16 protein-coding genes are annotated in these 18,117 nt (G+C 42.8%); 1 reads left to right on the forward strand and 15 read right to left on the reverse strand.

Annotated elements, in window-relative coordinates; translation table 11 throughout:
- Nucleotides 1-11: 11 nt before the first annotated feature.
- The 3 genes from ABD744_RS07585 to ABD744_RS07595 form a co-directional block, all read right to left on the reverse strand.
- The gene (locus ABD744_RS07585) at nt 12-1,250 is read right to left on the reverse strand and encodes a DsbA family protein (RefSeq protein WP_344797066.1); all 1,239 of its coding nucleotides are present in this window, start codon (nt 1,248-1,250) and stop codon (nt 12-14) included.
- A 56-nt stretch (nt 1,251-1,306) separates the two neighbouring features.
- On the reverse strand, nt 1,307-1,972 hold the full coding sequence (locus tag ABD744_RS07590; RefSeq protein ID WP_344797068.1) for an O-methyltransferase: 666 nt from the start codon (nt 1,970-1,972) through the stop codon (nt 1,307-1,309).
- A 375-nt stretch (nt 1,973-2,347) separates the two neighbouring features.
- The gene (locus ABD744_RS07595; RefSeq protein WP_344797070.1) at nt 2,348-3,289 is read right to left on the reverse strand and encodes a LysR family transcriptional regulator; all 942 of its coding nucleotides are present in this window, start codon (nt 3,287-3,289) and stop codon (nt 2,348-2,350) included.
- A gap of 408 nt (nt 3,290-3,697) precedes the next feature.
- Between ABD744_RS07595 and rmf the strand changes: the two genes are divergently transcribed.
- Nucleotides 3,698-3,895, forward strand: a complete 198-nt coding sequence (gene rmf, locus ABD744_RS07600) for a ribosome modulation factor (RefSeq protein WP_344797072.1) — start codon at nt 3,698-3,700, stop codon at nt 3,893-3,895.
- Nucleotides 3,896-4,066: 171 nt separating this feature from the next.
- On the opposite strand, the gene ABD744_RS07605 is transcribed toward rmf, so the two are convergent.
- The 12 genes from ABD744_RS07605 to ABD744_RS07660 all read right to left on the reverse strand — a co-directional run bounded on the left by ABD744_RS07605 (nt 4,067) and on the right by ABD744_RS07660 (nt 18,110).
- Nucleotides 4,067-4,516, reverse strand: coding sequence for a methyltransferase family protein (locus ABD744_RS07605; RefSeq protein ID WP_344797074.1), 450 nt, complete (start codon nt 4,514-4,516; stop codon nt 4,067-4,069).
- A gap of 196 nt (nt 4,517-4,712) precedes the next feature.
- Entirely contained in the window at nt 4,713-5,891 is a 1,179-nt protein-coding gene (gene prpF, locus ABD744_RS07610; RefSeq protein WP_344797076.1) for a 2-methylaconitate cis-trans isomerase PrpF, read from the reverse strand.
- Nucleotides 5,892-5,967: 76 nt separating this feature from the next.
- Nucleotides 5,968-8,553: a Fe/S-dependent 2-methylisocitrate dehydratase AcnD gene (gene acnD / locus ABD744_RS07615; RefSeq protein WP_344797078.1), complete on the reverse strand. Its 2,586-nt coding sequence runs from the start codon at nt 8,551-8,553 to the stop codon at nt 5,968-5,970.
- 158 nt (nt 8,554-8,711) lie between these two features.
- Nucleotides 8,712-9,839: a bifunctional 2-methylcitrate synthase/citrate synthase gene (gene prpC, locus ABD744_RS07620; RefSeq protein ID WP_344797080.1), complete on the reverse strand. Its 1,128-nt coding sequence runs from the start codon at nt 9,837-9,839 to the stop codon at nt 8,712-8,714.
- Between the two features lie 83 nt (nt 9,840-9,922).
- Nucleotides 9,923-10,813, reverse strand: coding sequence for a methylisocitrate lyase (gene prpB, locus ABD744_RS07625; RefSeq protein ID WP_344797082.1), 891 nt, complete (start codon nt 10,811-10,813; stop codon nt 9,923-9,925).
- A gap of 1 nt (nt 10,814) precedes the next feature.
- Nucleotides 10,815-11,492, reverse strand: coding sequence for a GntR family transcriptional regulator (locus tag ABD744_RS07630; RefSeq protein WP_344797084.1), 678 nt, complete (start codon nt 11,490-11,492; stop codon nt 10,815-10,817).
- A 228-nt stretch (nt 11,493-11,720) separates the two neighbouring features.
- On the reverse strand, nt 11,721-13,631 hold the full coding sequence (gene htpG, locus ABD744_RS07635; protein ID WP_344797086.1) for a molecular chaperone HtpG: 1,911 nt from the start codon (nt 13,629-13,631) through the stop codon (nt 11,721-11,723).
- Between the two features lie 137 nt (nt 13,632-13,768).
- Nucleotides 13,769-15,256: a hypothetical protein gene (locus ABD744_RS07640; RefSeq protein ID WP_344797088.1), complete on the reverse strand. Its 1,488-nt coding sequence runs from the start codon at nt 15,254-15,256 to the stop codon at nt 13,769-13,771.
- Between the two features lie 31 nt (nt 15,257-15,287).
- Entirely contained in the window at nt 15,288-15,731 is a 444-nt protein-coding gene (locus ABD744_RS07645; RefSeq protein WP_344797090.1) for a PaaI family thioesterase, read from the reverse strand.
- A complete protein-coding gene (locus ABD744_RS07650; RefSeq protein WP_344797092.1) occupies nt 15,731-16,204 on the reverse strand; it encodes a PaaI family thioesterase in 474 nt (157 codons plus the stop codon). Before ABD744_RS07650 ends, ABD744_RS07645 begins: the two co-directional genes overlap by 1 nt.
- 24 nt (nt 16,205-16,228) lie before the next feature.
- A complete protein-coding gene (locus ABD744_RS07655; RefSeq protein WP_344797094.1) occupies nt 16,229-16,918 on the reverse strand; it encodes a DUF599 domain-containing protein in 690 nt (229 codons plus the stop codon).
- 67 nt (nt 16,919-16,985) lie between these two features.
- Nucleotides 16,986-18,110: a phospholipase D-like domain-containing protein gene (locus ABD744_RS07660; RefSeq protein ID WP_344797096.1), complete on the reverse strand. Its 1,125-nt coding sequence runs from the start codon at nt 18,108-18,110 to the stop codon at nt 16,986-16,988.
- Between the last annotated feature and the right edge of the window lie 7 nt (nt 18,111-18,117).

Raw genomic sequence — 18,117 nt, forward strand, 5'->3', positions numbered from 1 at the left:
TCCACAAATAATTATTGGAATGCACGAGAGAATACGAGAGGCATCCTGTCTTGTCCCCAAGCGGTTAGCTTTCCCTTAGAAAAGGATGGAACTCCCCAAAGCCCTAATCGAGATAGATTTTTCATGTTATTACTTAAGTTATCTTCATAGTCTTTTGTTTTTAAAGACTTATGAACTTTATCAGGCTGGATGGAGAACTGCTTGCAAATGTCGTTAATATAGGTTTCTTGGCTCACATCTTTGCCAAGACTCCAGATGTCTGTCATAAGTTTGTAGATAAGATCAAACTGTTGCTCTTTTGGAGCATGGAAATACAACGCCATACAGCTAGATACTCCATCACCTAAAGGATCTCTGACCCGGCCAAAGGGGATATTCTCAAAATGGGCGATTCGTGCAGCATCTTTTAGAATGAACAATTTCTTAGCTCGAGGCACAGGTAAACCCCTGGTTACCATAGGGAGAACCGGAAGAAAAGATATCTCATCAATGGGGTATTTATTCTTATGCTGCATCAGTCTTGCTATTGCAATGTACGAATAGGGACTCCGAAAAGAAAAGTACATGTCGACGTTGTCCTGCGGCCGACTCGGAACACGCACCCTGCCCCAGTCAGGATAATACAGGGCCTTATGCTCTTGAGCAGAAAACTTTTGTAGCCGGTTTTTTAATAGGTAAAGTCGGTCTAAGCCCCAGTACCACTCGCCACGGTAATGGATTGAACTTCCTGAGTAATAACCTGAATTATAAAGTTGCTCCGTGTTATTTTTTAATACACCGGCCACATCAAACATATCCAGCGCTTTTTCATTGGCAATCAGCTTATGGAGAACAGAAAAGTCGCCATGCCAGTATGCGTCTGTTACCTTGGTGGCTAACTCCAGCCATTCTGATGTGGTATTGCGATGCAATAACAACAATCTTAGCGCCTCTGGCTTTAACCTTTTCTGGTTTGGAATCAAATTGGGAAAGTCTAACCCCCAGGCCTGCGCTAAATATCCTGCATCAATCAGCGAGTATCGTTCTTGTGCATCTTGCTCTGGAATGAATTCAGGCTTTCTGGGCTCAACGACCTGAATATCAAAACTGATCTGAAATGCCTGCTCCATTTCGATTAACACAGGAAGCATGATGGTTGAGTATGGATCGTCCAAATCGAAATAAAATGTTGCGTGGTGGTTTTGTCTCGTGGAAACCCTTACAAACTCACTGAGGTAGTATCTTGCGTTTCTTAAACGCTTCGAACACATGATTTGCGCAAGATATGGTTGAAGTAATTTGTTAATAGGTATCACCAATCCATTGATTAATTTAACTTTAAAGCCAAGGTTAGGCCATCAGATATTGGCAGCATTGAAATCTGAAAGTCAGCATCGTTATGTAAGGTTTGATTTAACTCCCTAACCCCGAGGGTTGCCTCGGTGTTGTCTCCTGAATCCAGAACACTGCCCTTCCAAAATACATTATCAATTAACATCACTCCTCTGATTCTCAGGAGTCTCTTTGCTAAAGATAGATACTCTGGATAGTTTTCTTTGTCCGCATCAATAAAAATCATATCAAATGAAGCTTCACCGAATTCTGTGATCAGCCGCCTCATTGTTTCTTTTGCGTCACCTAGCATTAGTTTGATTTTATGATCAACTCCGGCCTCACGCCAATATCGCTGAGCAACATCCGTCCACTTGGGCTCTTGGTCGCAGGTGTATAACACACTGTCTTTAGATGTGTTCAATGCCATACATAGGCTGCTGTAGCCTGTGTATGTGCCAATTTCGAGAATCCGACCAGGTTGAATAAGATTAGTTAACATCGACATAAATTGCCCTTGCTCTGGAGAAATTTGCATGCGGGACATTTCGTCGGACTCGGTTTCTAACCGTAAGTTTTTTAATATCGAGGGTTCTCGTATACCAACGTCTAACAAATAGTGCTGTAGCTGGGTCGAGAGCAGGCTTGTTTCTCTGGTCATAAAAATTCATTCCTTTGCACTAGAATCATAAGAGTGAGATACATATCTAAACATTTTTAAAAAGTTTAGTGGATTTTGTTAAGTATTTTTATTGACAAAGGGAACTTTTAAAGGCTTATATTATCTAAAGTTGTTCAGGAAATGAACGATAACAAAAGTGTAATAAAGTTGTTGTAATTTCGAGTTACTAAAACAAGGAGATTAACCAATGAGAAATGGCATTATTTGCTATGGGCCTGTAACTAAGCCCAAAAGACAAATCACTGTAACTACAAGTGAAAAGTAATTGTTAGTATTTAGTATAAAGATGTAAGTAAGGCAAGGAACTTCTAGCATACATAAGCTAGAGTTACCTGCCGGATTTCCCTTCTGAGTTTAGTCTTTTACGCGTTCCGCGACCTTAGTGATTAAATTTCTTAACCATATATGCGCTGGATTACTGTGAAGTAATGGACTCCAGGCCATCTTCAATTCAAATGACGGTATTTCAAATGGAGGATCTTTGACTTGCAGCTTATTTATTTGAGTATTCAAACCAATGGCTCTGGTCGGCAGGGTTGCGATTAAGTCGTTGTCTTGAGCAAGCAAAATTGCTATTTGGTAATGCCTTGTAAAAACACTGATATTTCGTTTCTTATCGATTTTAGACAGCGCTTCATCCACCCACCCAAGTTTTTGAACTTGTCTTGGGTTCACACCCACACCCACACCAACGCCCGTTTTACTGACCCAGATATGTTTGGCAGACAAATAACTGTCTAAGTCAAAATCATTAATAATCGGGTTATTGGGACTCATTACACAGGAAAAGCTGTCGGTCCATACCGTTTTCTGGTGAAAAGACTGTGGTAAATGGTCAAAACGATTAATTGCCATATCGACTCTGCCCTGCTCTACGTCAGCAAAGCTGACATCGCTGGGCGTAAGTACATCCAGGGTGATGTTTGGCGCCTTCTGCCTGACTTCTTTCAGCATTTCAGGCATTAAGGTGGACTCAGCATAGTCTGAAGCCATAATGCGGAACACACGGCTGCTTTTTCCTTCTTCAAAGTCAACGGTGGGTTGAACTGCCTGATCCACCCGAGACAGAATCTCACGAATTTGAGGCTGTAATTCTTTAGCTCTCTCGGTCGCAGTCATTCCTTCCGAAGTTCTAATTAATAGAGGGTCTTGAAACAGGTCTCTAAGGCGCTTCAGGCCATTACTCATTGCGGGCTGAGTAATACCAAGCTGTTCTGCCGCCTTGGTGACATTTTCTTCTCTGAGCAGGACATCCAAATGAACTAATAAATTTAAATCTACTCTGCCTGTATTCACAATAAGAATACCACCTCAGTTCAGTATAATTTCAGCTTATTTTACACTGATTAAAGGCATTCCTCATGTTTTTTCTTGATGTTTTCTTTTTAAGGTTCAACGTCTCAGTTCTACTTTTAGTACCGTTTGTTCTGATTTTTGCACGACCTTTCATCTGAAGAACAAAAAAATGACCTATACTTAACTACATCTTCCTCCCTCGACAAACCTCAATGAATTCAGTGGTGTCATGCTTGAGCAAAAAAGTTCAAAAAAGCTAAATATTAAATATTCATTACAAATTATTTTTTAAGATCAAAATATTTCTAGAAGCGAAACGCTAATACGGGTATTAATATTTATGTACTGACAAAGATGTCGGTACCGAGACAAACTTTTCATCAGTTGACACCAAAGGGGAAAGTATAGATGAGAAGACAGAAACGCGATCAAGCTAGTCGTGCATTCAACAAAGGCTACAACGCAGGTGTTTTAGGCAAATCTAAAGAGATGGCTCCTCAGAATCCAACAACACGACATAGTTGGCTCTGTGGATGGCGTGAAGGCCGTGCGGATCAATGGGATGGTATGACTGGGGTTTCTGGTGTCCACAAGATTCCACTCTGACGAGAGTTGGAATTTCTATATCGAGGGAAAAGGGGCTGAATAAGCCCCTTTTTTATTACCTGTGATTACCTATCTATTACCCTTCTAAGATCAGGCGTTTTTAATAAGTTCTCTGCCTCCGCATTACAATGGAGTATATCACCAAGGTTTCTGACACCGACAAAACGCGACTCAGAGCCACGGCCGGGTCGAATTTTGATAGTTTGAATAGTCATCACCGAACGTTTTCTTTAGTATTTCTTCTTCAGGCATGATTTGAAATCTTTGAATATACAAAACAAAAAATATAACCGCTAGCATGCAAGAGATGTCAGCAAAATAAAAACCTGTTCCGACTAAAAATAACGCCATTCCTAAATACATTGGATTACGACTGTATTGATAGATTCCTTGTGTGACCAATGAAGAGGAGCTTTCCGGTTTTCTTGGATCAACTGTGGTTTTCCTTCGTTTTACTTCAACCACAGCTAAGAGGCATATAACGCCTCCAAATACCATCCAAAGGACAGGTAACCAAATTGGCATTTCCGGGAAGGACAATAGAGGCACCCAATCGCTCAGCTCAACCTGCCCCAGGATCATTAAAAACATAACAAGCAAGGGCGGAATCTTAAGGTCCATTACTTTCTCCGAAATGGTTATTAATGACAGGGTTAATCTATTGTTTTAGCACAAAAAAGCCCGGCTCGATAGCCAGGCCTTACTCACAAGTATCAACAAATATGAATCACAGCGTTAAAGCTTCAGAAATTTCATTGCGTCAGACTCATTGTACTCCTGTTATTGATACCTGTTTGAGATTGCCAAAGAAACTGGCTTAAATTGTATCTGCCGGCACCCTCACGACGCCTTCCATGATAACGCGTGCACTTCTGCTCATTATTGCTTTGGTTGCTGTCCAGCCGCTTGCAGTGTGTTCAGCTTCAGCGCCAACTTTTAAGGTACCTGAAGGATGCCCAAACCGAACTTCTTTACGCTCACAACCTCCGGCAGCAATATTCACCAGTGTTCCAGGAATGGCAGCAGCAGTGCCTATTGCAACCGCTGCAGTTCCCATCATTGCGTGATGCAACTTACCCATGGATAACGCTCTTACAAGTAAGTCTACCGCCTCAGCAGATACTGTCTTTCCGCTCGAAGAGGTATATTCCTTTGGTGGTGCCACAAACGCGATTTTAGGCGTATGCTGCCGCCCTGCTGCTTCATCAAGCGTTTCTATAAGTCCCATTTTAAGAGCACCATAGGCCCTTATACGCTCAAATTTTGCCAAAGCATCAGCGTCACCATTGATATCGTCTTGTAACTCTGTACCTGTGTAGCCAAGTTGATCAGCATTAACAAAAATCGTAGGAATGCCTGCGTTGATCATAGTAACGTTAAGCACTCCAATTTCAGGCACTGTTAATTCATCAATAACATTGCCCGTTGGAAACATATCTCCATCGCCGTCGGCTGGGTCCATGAACTCAATTTTGACTTCAGCTGCCGGGAAAGTAACGCCATCCAGTTCAAAATCGCCCAGTTCCTGAACCTCTCCATTAACGATAGGGACGTGAGCAAGAATGGTTTTTTTTATGTTTGCCTGCCAGATACGCACAATAACTACGCCATTGTCAGGAATCCGTTCCTTACCCACCAAACCGTTGGATACAGCAAAAGCGCCTACCGCAGCCGTTAAATTGCCACAATTGCCACTCCAATCCACAAATGGTTTATCGATGGAGACCTGGCCAAATAAATAGTCCACATCATGGTTTGGCTGATTACTTTCAGACAGAATCACTGTTTTGCTGGTACTGGATGTAGCGCCACCCATACCGTCAATTTGCTTTCCGTATGGATCAGGACTTCCGATTACCCTGAGTAGCAGTGCATCACGTGCTTTGCCAGGCGTTTGAGCCTCTTCAGGAAGGTCTTTTAGGTTAAAGAAAACACCTTTACTTGTGCCGCCTCGGATGTAGGTTGCCGGCACTTTTAATTGAGGTTTGTACGTCATTATTTATGCTCAAGAACGATCAGTTGAAAAAACTTAGCGGCCAAGAAAAAGTACTTTTTCTTGGCCGCCTTTGGCGTTACTTTGAAGACTCAAGGAAGTCTTTAGCAAAACGCTGAAGTACGCCTCCTGCTTCATAAACAGAAACTTCTTCTGCTGTATCGAGTCTACAGGTTACCGCAACCTCAATTCGCTCCCCATTCTTACGCTCGATAACCAGCGTGAGTGTTGCACCAGGTGTTCTATCACCGTTAACACTGTAGATTTCTGAGCCATCAAGGTTCAGCGTTTTACGGTTGGTTCCTTCTTGGAACTGAAGTGGTAATACCCCCATGCCGACCAGATTTGTGCGATGAATTCGCTCAAAGCCTTCCGCAACAATCACCTCAACACCTGCAAGTCGAACCCCTTTTGCCGCCCAGTCACGCGAAGAACCCTGGCCATAATCTGCCCCAGCCACAATTATTAACGGCTGTTTGCGGCTCATGTAAGTTTCTATGGCCTCCCACATTCTTGTTACTTTGCCTTCCGGCTCAATACGGGCGAGAGAACCCTGCTTTATTTCACCGTTTTCCTGAACCATTTCATTTAATAGTTTTGGGTTGGCAAACGTGGCACGTTGCGTCGTTAAATGATCTCCTCTATGAGTTGCATAGGAGTTAAAGTCTTCTTCTGGCAGCCCCATTTGAGCAAGGTATTCGCCAGCAGCACTGCTTGGCAGAATCGCATTTGAAGGCGATAAGTGATCGGTTGTGATGTTGTCGCCTAATACCGCCAGTGGGCGTAACCCTTTTAGGGTGCGCTCACCTGCAAGAGCTCCTTCCCAATAAGGAGGTCTGCGAATATAAGTACTCGTTTCACGCCAGTCATATAGAGGACTTTCCGCTTCCTCTACTGTACCGAGATCAAACATAGGAATGTAAATCTGCTTGAACTGCTCTGGTTTTACACTGGCTTGAACGATGGAATCAATCTCTTCATCACTCGGCCAAATATCTTTCAGTGTCACTGGGTTACCGTGCTGATCCTTACCCAGAACATCTTTCTCAATATCAAACCGAATGGTTCCCGCTATCGCATAAGCAACAACTAAAGGAGGTGATGCCAAAAACGCTTGTTTAGCGTATGGGTGAATTCGGCCATCGAAATTACGATTGCCGGAAAGTACCGCCGTAGAGTAAAGATCACGGTCAATGATCTCCTGTTGAATTGCAGGGTCAAGTGCGCCACTCATGCCGTTACAGGTAGTGCATGCGTAAGCCACAATGCCAAACCCAAGTTTTTCAAGTTCTGGCAGTAGACCTGATTCTTCAAGGTACAATTTTGCGACCTTAGAGCCCGGCGCAAATGAAGACTTAACCCAAGGCTTTCGGATCAGGCCCAATTCATTTGCTTTGCGTGCTAACAGGCCTGCTGCAACGACATTGCGTGGATTGCTGGTGTTTGTACAACTGGTAATGGCCGCGATAATCACAGCACCGTCCGGCATCTCACCTTCTTTCTCTTCCCAGTCTGCAGCAATTCCTCGTTCAGCTAGATCGGAGGTTGGTAAGCGTCTGTGCGGGTTTGATGGGCCAGCCATGTTGCGAACAACACTGGATAAATCAAACTCAAGTACACGCTCGTATTCCGCAGTTTCCAAGCTATCCGCCCACAGCCCGGTTTCTTTGGCATACTGCTCGACCAATGCGACTTGTTCAGGTTCACGACCTGTTAGCTTAAGGTAGTCAATCGTCTGCTCATCAATGTAAAACATCGCAGCGGTTGCGCCATATTCAGGGGTCATGTTAGAGATGGTCGCACGGTCGCCAATGGTAAGATCTCGTGAACCTTCACCGAAGAACTCAAGATAAGAAGATACAACGCGCTCTTTACGCAAGAACTCAGTAATCGCCAAAACAATATCTGTGGCTGTAATTCCTGGCTGTCTTTTGCCCGTCAGTTTTACCCCAATAATATCCGGCAAACGCATCATGGATGCTCGACCCAGCATGACGTTTTCAGCTTCCAGGCCGCCCACACCAATGGCAATCACCCCCAAAGCATCAACATGCGGCGTATGACTATCTGTCCCTACACAGGTATCAGGGAAAGCCACCCCGTCTCGACCTTGGATAACCGGAGACATTTTTTCAAGGTTTATCTGATGCATGATGCCGTTTCCGGCAGGTATTACATCGACGTTCTTAAATGCCGTTTTTGTCCACTCAATAAAGTGAAAGCGGTCTTCGTTCCGGCGGTCTTCAATGGCACGGTTTTTTTCAAATGCATCCGGTTCAAAACCGCCATGCTCTACGGCAAGAGAGTGATCAACAATCAACTGCGTTGGTACAACAGGATTGACTTTGGATGGATCACCACCCTGCTCTGCAATTGCATCTCGTAAGCCGGCAAGATCCACAAGTGCGGTCTGACCAAGAATGTCATGACATACTACGCGGGCAGGATACCAGGGAAAGTCCAAATCACGTTTACGTTCAATGATCTGCTTTAAAGAGTCAGTCAGCGAGTCGGGGTTGCAGCGACGAACCAATTGTTCAGCAAGAACACGAGAGGTATACGGTAACTTTTCATAAGCCCCAGGCTGAATCGAATTAACTGCTTCACGAGTATCAAAAAAATCCAACTCGGTGCCGGCAAGAGGTTTGCGATATTGAGAGTTCATAGTTGAAGAAATCCATCAAGTCATTTTGTCTTCAGGTGGGCCGAACTAGACGCTGGCTCATTCTGTACATCACGAAATACAATCAGTGACCACAAGGTCACTGTTTAGATTATTTAGCACACCACAACTACGCTTTTGGCGCAGTTGTGTGCAATGCACTACACACGGTCTTCTATGGCAACCCATTCAGCCGACTCTGGGCCAGTGTAATCGGCACTCGGACGAATGATACGATTATTTGCGCGCTGTTCTTTCACATGGGCAGTCCAGCCAGTTACACGAGACATCACAAAAATCGGTGTAAACAGCTTTGTTGGAATTCCCATGAAGTGATAGGCAGAAGCATGGAAGAAATCTGCATTACAGAACAGTTTCTTTTCTCGCCACATGACTTCTTCGCATCGAACAGACACAGGGTACAAAACAGTATCGCCGGCTTCTTTGGCCAGTTTTTCAGACCACTGTTTGATGATCCCGTTTCTCGGGTCTGACTCGCGGTAAATGGCATGACCAAAGCCCATGATTTTGTCTTTTCGGGCCAACATAGCCATCAGCTCTTCTTCCGCTTTAGCAGGAGAAGAGAAACGTTCAATCAGCTCCATGGCTGCTTCGTTCGCCCCGCCATGCAATGGACCGCGCAAAGAGCCGATTGCACCTGTCACACAACTGTGAATGTCTGAAAGCGTAGAAGCGCAAACTCTTGCCGTAAAAGTGGAAGCATTAAATTCGTGTTCAGCATACAGGATCAATGAAACATGCATTACCTGCTCATGCAGTTCCGACGGAGCCTTACCATGCAATAAATGTAAGAAATGGCCACCGATGGAGTCATCATCTGTGGCTGTTTCGATGCGTACGCCGTCATGACTGAATCGATACCAATAGCAAATAATGGAAGGAAACAACGCCAACATGCGGTCGATTTTATCGTCCTGCTCTGCGAAATCTTTTTCTTCATCGAGATTGCCCAGTACAGAACAACCTGTCCGCATCACGTCCATTGGATGAGCGTCTGCAGGAATTAATTCCAAAGCGGATTTCATCGCCTCAGGCAAAGCTCTCATGGATTTAAGCTTTGCTTTATATTCTGCAAGCTCCTCGGTAGTTGGTAAGTGGCCGCGTAATAATAAATGAGCAACTTCTTCAAACTGTGCGTTATTCGCAAGGTCGTTAATGTCGTAGCCCCGGTACGTTAAACCTGCACCTGTTTTTCCAACGGTACAAAGTGCTGTTTCACCTGCTACCTGGCCTCTCAGGCCTGCTCCGGCTAATGCTTTATCTACCATTTTAATCCCTCATCTTAAGTCGTTTGTGGTCTCTATATCACGAATAATCTACATTAAATAGAAGATTTAACTTATTGAAATAATTACTTATTCTTACCTTCTGCAAAAAGAGCGTCGAGCTTCTTCTCATAATCGTGATAACCTAGGAAATCATAAAGTTCCATACGTGTTTGCATTAAATCAACCACGTCTTTTTGGTCACCCTTTTCAAGAATATTTTCGTAAACCGTCAATGCAGCTTTATTCATCGCACGAAAAGCACTGAGCGGGTAAAGCACCATTGACGCACCTGCTTTAGCAAGTTCTTCTTTGTTGTATAAAGGGGTTTGACCAAACTCTGTAATATTAGCAAGAATTGGAACATCTATAGCTTTGCTGAAGGCCTCGTAATGCTCTAATTCATTGACTGCTTCTGCAAAAATGCCATCTGCTCCGGCCTCAACACAAGCTTGAGCACGCTCTATAGCAGCATCCAGGCCTTCTTGAGCAAATGCATCTGTTCGGGCCATGATGAAGAAATCATCATCCGTGCGTGCATCCACGCAAGCTTTAATACGATCAACCATTTCCTGTTTGGACACTATTTCTTTATTAGGACGATGGCCACAACGCTTTTGAGCAACCTGATCCTCAATATGAACAGCAGCAGCACCTGCTTTAGTCATTTCCTTGATTGTACGGCCAATATTGAATGCTCCACCCCAGCCAGTATCAATGTCCACTAATAATGGAAGTTCAGTGACCGCTGTAATTCGGCGTACATCTTCAATAACATCGTTCAGACTGGTCATGCCTAAATCTGGCAGTCCATAAGAAGCATTTGCCACGCCACCGCCAGATAAATAAAGAGCTTTGTGACCAACTCTTTCTGCCATCAGTGCACAGTATGGATTTACCGTTCCAACAACTTGCAAAGGATTATTATCAATAATTGCCTGACGAAATCTTGCACCAGGGGAGGTTTTACCAGTCATACTAATGGTCCTGTGTTTTTAGTTGAGCAAAATAGGCTTCAACAACTTTTCTGGATTGTTGAATATGCCTACGCATTAGAATTTCCGCCAGCTCGCCATCGCCGTCTTCAATTGCTTCAACGATTCGCTGATGATGAGTTAACGCTTGTTGGGGATGAGAAGATAGATTACTGAATTGGTGTCGATACATAAGTATCAGGTGGTAAAGTTCTTCGCATAATAAATGAATTAACTTTTTATTCTTGCTTCCGTAGATGATGCAATAATGAAAATCGAGGTCACCTTGTTGCTTGTAGTACGAGGTTCCGTCTTTAAAGTCTTCATCCTGCTCGTGTTTAAGCAGCAATGCTTTCAACTCGAGGACTTCATCGGCGGACATATTTTCAGCGGCCAGTCGGCAAGCCAAACTTTCCAGAGACTCTCTGATTTGGTAAAGCTCTATAAGCTCTTGGTGTGATAAAGAAACTACGCGGGCGCCAACATTGGGTGCTCTTTCTATCAACCCTCGAGACTCAAGTCTCGAAATGGCTTCTCGAAGCGGTCCTCGGCTCACGCCATACTTTGTCGCTAACGCAGACTCAGATATCTTAGTTCCCGGAGCTACATCCCCCGAGACAATGTCTTCCTGAAATTTCATTAAGACTTTATCGGCAAGCGTTAAATTGTTAACTACTTCCATTGACGACATCGCTCTTAGGTTTAAATTTCAAGAAATTGTAAACCAAAGCTCAATATTGTCAACAATATCAAATTAAATCCTGTCGGTCGGTTATGAAAAACAATGTATTTCTATAAAATTGTCGACACACTTCCTCATTTGTTGACAATTCATCACGTAAGAACAAAAAAAGCCGAGGAACAGTGCCTCGGCCTTTTTAATCTTAAGATATCAGATTGAACGAATGAATTATTTCATTAAGTCCAACACAAGTTTATTCATTCGGGCTACGTAACTTGCTGGGTCAGTTAATTGGCCACCCTCAGCTAGAGTTGCCTGATCAAACAAGATATTAGCCATATCAGAGAAGCGGTTATCATCCGTTTCTGTGTTCAGTTGCTGAATCAGAGGATGATCTGTATTTACTTCCAGTGATGGCTTGGACTCTGGCAACTTCTGACCAGCAGCCTCTAGCATACGACGCATTTGAAGGCCCATATCATACTGACCAACCACCAAACATACCGGCGAATCAGTTAAACGATTGGTGACTCTCACATCGTTGACTTTGTCTTTCAAAACTTCTTTAAGTTGCGAAGTCAGGCTTTCAAACGTTTTTTCTGCTTCTTCTTTCGCTTTTTTATCTTCTTCTGAGTCCAGGCTGTCCAGATCAAGCTCGCCCTTCGCAACATCGACCAATTGCTTGCCATCAAACTCGTTGAGGTGGCTCATCATCCACTCGTCCACACGATCAGAAAGCAACAGCACCTCAATGCCTTTCTTACGGAAAACTTCTAAATGAGGGCTGTTTTTAGCTGTCTCATGGTTTTCTGCAACAACATAGTAGATCTTGTCTTGAGACTCCTGCATACGCTCGATGTAGCTTTCTAAAGAATGCGTTTGCTCTTCTTTATCATCGTTCGTGGTTGCAAAGCGAAGAAGCTTGGCGATTTTTTCCTTATTGGCGAAATCTTCACCTGGGCCTTCTTTAAGTACCTGACCAAATGCCTTCCAGAACGTAGCGTACTTCTCTGGTTCATTGTTTGCCAGCTTACCAAGTACATCCAAGACACGCTTAGTAAGCGCAGTTTTCATGCTGGTTACGGCGCGGTCTTCCTGAAGTATCTCACGGGACACATTCAAAGAAAGATCATTTGAATCAAGCACACCTTTAATAAAGCGCAAATACATAGGTAAGAATTGTTCTGCCTTATCCATGATGAAGACGCGCTGAACATACAGCTTCAATCCACGAGGCGTATCTCTTTCATAAAGATCAAAGGGGGCGTTCGTTGGAATATACAATAAACTGGTGTAATCAAGCTTGCCTTCAACCCGGTTATGAGCCCAGGTAAGAGCATCTTCGAAATCATGCGATACGTGTTTATAGAACTCCTGATATTCTTCCTCAGAGATCTCACTCTTGCTTCTCGTCCATAGCGCTGTGGCGGTGTTGACTGTTTCGTCTTTTGGTTCTTCAGGCGCCTCACCTTCTTCAGTCGCTGGTGCGGGTTCACCTTTCATGATGATCGGCAGCGCAATATGATCGGAATACTTTTTGATCAGGCTACGAATACGGAAACTTTCTGCGAATTCTTTTTCTTCTTCTCGAAGATGAAGCGTTATTTCAGTGCCTCGAGTCTCTTTAGTAATCGCTTCAACAGTAAATTCACCTTCGCCTTCAGAGCTCCAGAATACACCTTGGTCTGCTGCGTCACCGGCTTTACGGGTTCTTACATCCACCTTGCCGGCAACAATAAATGCCGAATAGAAACCTACACCAAATTGACCAATTAACTGAGAATCTTTTTGTTGGTCACCTGTTAATTGCTGTAGGAAAGAAGATGTGCCTGACTTAGCAATCGTCCCCAAGTGCTCAATCACGTCGTCACGGTTCATACCGATGCCGTTGTCAGAAATTGTCAACGTGTTTGCTTCAGAGTCCACAGTGATACGAATGTTAAGTTCGCCATCACCTTCATACAAAGCACTGTCTTCTAAGGCTAAGAATCGTAATTTATCGGCAGCGTCTGATGCATTTGAAATTAATTCACGTAAGAAAATTTCTTTGTTGCTATACAAAGAGTGAATCATTAAATGCAGTAACTGCTTTACTTCCGTTTGAAAGCCCAAAGTTTCTTTTTGTGCTTCTACTGACATTCCTATCCCCTTTAAACTTCTCTATTTTGATCAATGTAATGATCGGCGAGATTTGAGCTCGTCAATCAATAAATGTTTGCTTGTGTTTTAAATGGGGCTGAGGTTTGGTATTTCAAGCAAATAACGTAAAAAAAAATTTATTTTTTGGGATATGTAATGCTTTTGATCTTCTCTTGAGGGACATGATACTCAATACCACCATTGGAGGCGCGTACAGATATGGACTTATGCGGTATGACCTTAACCAGCTCTCCGACCCGGCTTTGATTCTCGTTAGTCGTTACAATCACAAAGCGGCCGATTTTTTCAGTCAATGGGTCTTTTTTAACTACGGATTCGGGTGAGACAACGCTTTCAGGAGCTTCGTGCTTTTTTGCATCGTCCATTGCTTTCTTTTCTTCAAGGCTGTCCTGAGCATCTTGTTTTAATTTGTTGACCTGTGTCGCAGTTACTTGTTGGCCTTCCTGCAAGTCAGTGCCTTCAGGTAAATCATCCAAATATACGACATTCTCTTCTGCGCTATTTTCAGAGGGCTTGGAAGCCACCGTCACCAATAAATCTCGGAATTTTAATTCTTTAATCAAGGTTAGCGGCGTGTTGACCTCAACCACGCCTGATCCTAAACGTTTAGTGACCTTAATTACCCTGCTATTAGAGATTTCTTTAAACTCACCTGTTACGTTGATTTTATCAAGTTTATAAACCGTCACTTGCTTACCAACATACTGAGGTGCAAGACCAATAAATTCTGAAAAGAAAAGGGTATTTTGGTTACTTGGTCGTGTTTTAGGGGGTGTTCGGTAATTAACTAAAGTCTTACGGAGTGACAAAACGCTTCGATGATTAACAACTGGCTTCCCTAGCCTTTGATCTACAGTCAGGGTGACTTCTTTATCTAATACACCGTCTTTAATGATACGGATACCAACAATACTTTGATTATCAGATAAGGGCCTAATCGTCCCAAGCCGGTAATTGATACCTTCAGGTGCTGTTTTCCATATTTGATCAATGGCGTGCTTTATGTCATCTGGACTGATTTTGTCTAGAGAGCTGGCGTCATCGTCTCGGTCAAAATCTGCATAAAGTACTTTTTTCGAATCCTGAAGTGAAATTGAAATGATGAGTTGGTCATCTACTTTGTTTATATCCAACGCCTTGACATCCATTTCTTTGTAATTAAAGGTTTTGGTTGCCGAATCTTTGAAGGAATAATAAGCCTCAGGTGTGGCCAAATTGAGCGGCGTTGCCAGAGCTTGCTTGGATAAAGCAGCATCTAAAAACACCCACTCCTCCTCAGAGATAATATTGCCTTCTTTGGACACACTCAGCTTGCCGTCTTGAATTGATGCCAGATAAGGCGTGTCAGTTGGATCAGGCGTAGTTTCTGATAAGTTTGAAATTGACCAAAATACGGATGTTGCAATAAATAAAAGAGATGTGAGACATAAAGACCAAAACAAAACCTGGTTTTTGTTTCTGTGCTCATAAAGATAAGTAAAACAAAACGGAGGCAACCATTTAATGAGCCAGCCAGAACCGTGAGTTCTGGCCAAAACGACCCAGAGGCACAATATTACAGCAATGAATAGTACTAAGGTTGTTAAAAAAATAAGCCCAGCCATTTACCTTCACAACCCCTGAGTCGGTTGACTATTAGTTTTCAGGGATAAGAAAGTGCGCTCTAGCGGTGGTGATTGGCTCATTACGTGTTTTTTGCCACGCATAAATAGATACATTCGCAACTCTTTTTCCCTGACGAGTTAACTCACACTCTACAAATGTATCCTGATAATAGCCTGCCCTCAAATAATCTATAGAAAAATCTACAATTTTTGGGAGTTTAGGCACATCCTGGAACATCATGAGATAAAGAGCGGCTGATAATTCCATAAAGCCACCGATGACACCGCCGTGAATCGCGGGCAATAATGGGTTCCCGATATTTAATTTATTTGCGGGTAATTTGAAAATTACATCATCACCAAAGCGCTCACAACTTACACCAATTTTGTTTGCATAAGGGATCTGAGCTATCAGTTGAGAGTAATCTCCTGTTTCGTGAGCTTGTTTAACCAATTCTCTGATATTCATTTTCATTATCGCTTACCCTCCAACACTCGTGTTCGGAAATACTCCGGGGTAAATTCCGTTCCCAAACGCATAAAGGTTCCTACACAATGTGCAACAGGGTCATTCATGTCGTCTTGATATGCCGTACCGCGCGTAAAAACCACATTTCTAGAAACGCGATAACACTCTGCAAAGCCATAAATAGGTTTGTCTGGTTCGGCAGATTTTAAATAATCAATTCTAAGGTCTAACGTCGGACAAATCTCGAAGTCTTCAAGCGTACAAATCACTGAAGTACCTGAAGCCGTATCCATCAGAGTGGTAATAGCGCCTCCATGCATGATTCTGGTGTCTGTATTTCCAACCAGTGCTTCGTTAAATGGAAGTATCAAGGTAGTAGCTCCATTGTGGTCGACTTTATAGGCCTGCAAACCTATATCAACACAATGGGCCAACTCATCGATAAAACGCTGCGCCCTGCCAGTCAGTTCTTTGTTCATAATGGTACCGCTGTTTTTCAGAAATTAGTCTAACCGACCTCTAACAAGAGCTCGTAGAGTACTGGAATGAAATTCTCGATAATACAAAACACAAACAACTAAAATAGTGATTGCAATAAATAATGGAGTATTGATAAACCAGGTTAAAAAGGCCATGCCAAAATAATAGCCCCGTAATCCTAGATTGAAATGCTTCCCTGCATTGTCAATTACCTTCGCTGCTGAGCTGGCGAAAGCCTCTTTTCGCCCCGCTGATATATTTGGGTCATCTGAAAGAGGAGCAGCTCCGATCATAACTGAACAGAAACCATACTGTCTTAGGCACCAAGAAAACTTAAAAAAGGCATAAGCAAATATGCCTATGAGAATTAACAATTTAAAATGCCAGTTGCCTGAAGCAGAAACACTAAACAGCTCAAAACTGGTAATAAATTCTTCAACTTGTTGAACAGACCCCATCGCAGTGATCAAACCAGCAAGAATGATGATTGAAGTGGACGCAAAAAATGCAGCATTTCGTTCAAGGTTCGACACAATCGCAGCATCTGCAACACGGTTATCACGTGTGATAACTTTCAACATCCAGTCGTATCGATAATTGTGGAGTGCTGTGGAAAGTGCACTCTTCTTCTTTGCCAGCATCCGCGAAAGATGGACATAGCCAACCCATACAGTGAAAAAGAAAAGTAACGGAAGTACTTCTATTAGTGTCATATATCCCCCAACCAGCGCAGAGGATTTTATAGGAAATATCAAAGTTCACAACTGATTATGAGTATAATCACCGAAGAAACTTTTGAAAAATCCGCACTAACTGATAAGAGAGTCGCTCAAAAACTTTTAAAAAGAAGGCCCTTCTGCTCCACCTGTTCAAGTCAATAGGCTCAGATTTATCAAACTTTGCATTAAAGAATTCATCTATCGAAGCTAAAAAATCTGCATCCGTTGTAGCGTAGTTCAGCTCTTGGTTAAACCTTAGACTCAAAATATCTATATTAAATGAACCTAAAGTTACCCAGTTATCTACTACAATTATTTTAATGTGTAAAAATCGGTCTTTAATTTCATAGATAGAAACCCCTGCCTCAAGCAGTTTCTTATAACGCCCTCTTGCAAGATATTTCATAAAAAGCACGTCAGTAATTCCAGGAAGCAACAATCTCACATCCACACCTGCTAACGATTTTCTGGTGAGGTAACGCACCATTTTCTTAGTTGGGAAAAAATACGCGCTATTGATCCAAATTTTTTGCTTTGCTACCGATAGCTTTTTGTAAACGGCCCTTTTAATCCAATGTGTGGTTAAATGATGGGCGTAAAGCCAGCCCGTTAACTCCCGGTTAGTTTCGTTAAAAGGTCGATAGAGAGGATTGGCCAAACTGAGGCTTTTACGTGTTAAAGATCGAAATTTCCATGCATACAACTGAGCAATTTTCTTCACGCTATCGTCACTCACGCGAATCATTACATCTGACCAGTTAGAACGCTTAGACTCTGGATTATAAAAATGATTCGTTATACCTGCGCCACCGGTATAAGCGACTTCGCCATCAATAATAAAAAGTTTAATATGAGTTCGATACAGATTCCCTGTTAATTTACTCATCTTTAGGGGATGAAACAGGTGAATATCAATGTTTGCTCTTTGGTTTAACGAAATAACATCGCCAGCAATGCGACGGCTACCAAAAGCATCAAAGACCCCTTTTACTATGATGCCTTTGTTCGAGAGATCATGCAGAACCTCTTTAAATCTTTCCCATAAAGAGCCAGGTTCAATTAAGTAATTTTCAATGTAAACAAAACGCTTTGCGGATGATAAATCTCGAAGAATAGACGGATAAAAGTTAATTCCGTCAACATACAATTCAAGAGATCTATTCGATTGAGGTTCTATGTGAGTCATAGAGAAA

It is taken from the genome of Litoribacillus peritrichatus (assembly GCF_039537985.1).
Taxonomy (GTDB): Bacteria; Pseudomonadota; Gammaproteobacteria; order Pseudomonadales; family Litoribrevibacteraceae; genus Litoribacillus; species Litoribacillus peritrichatus.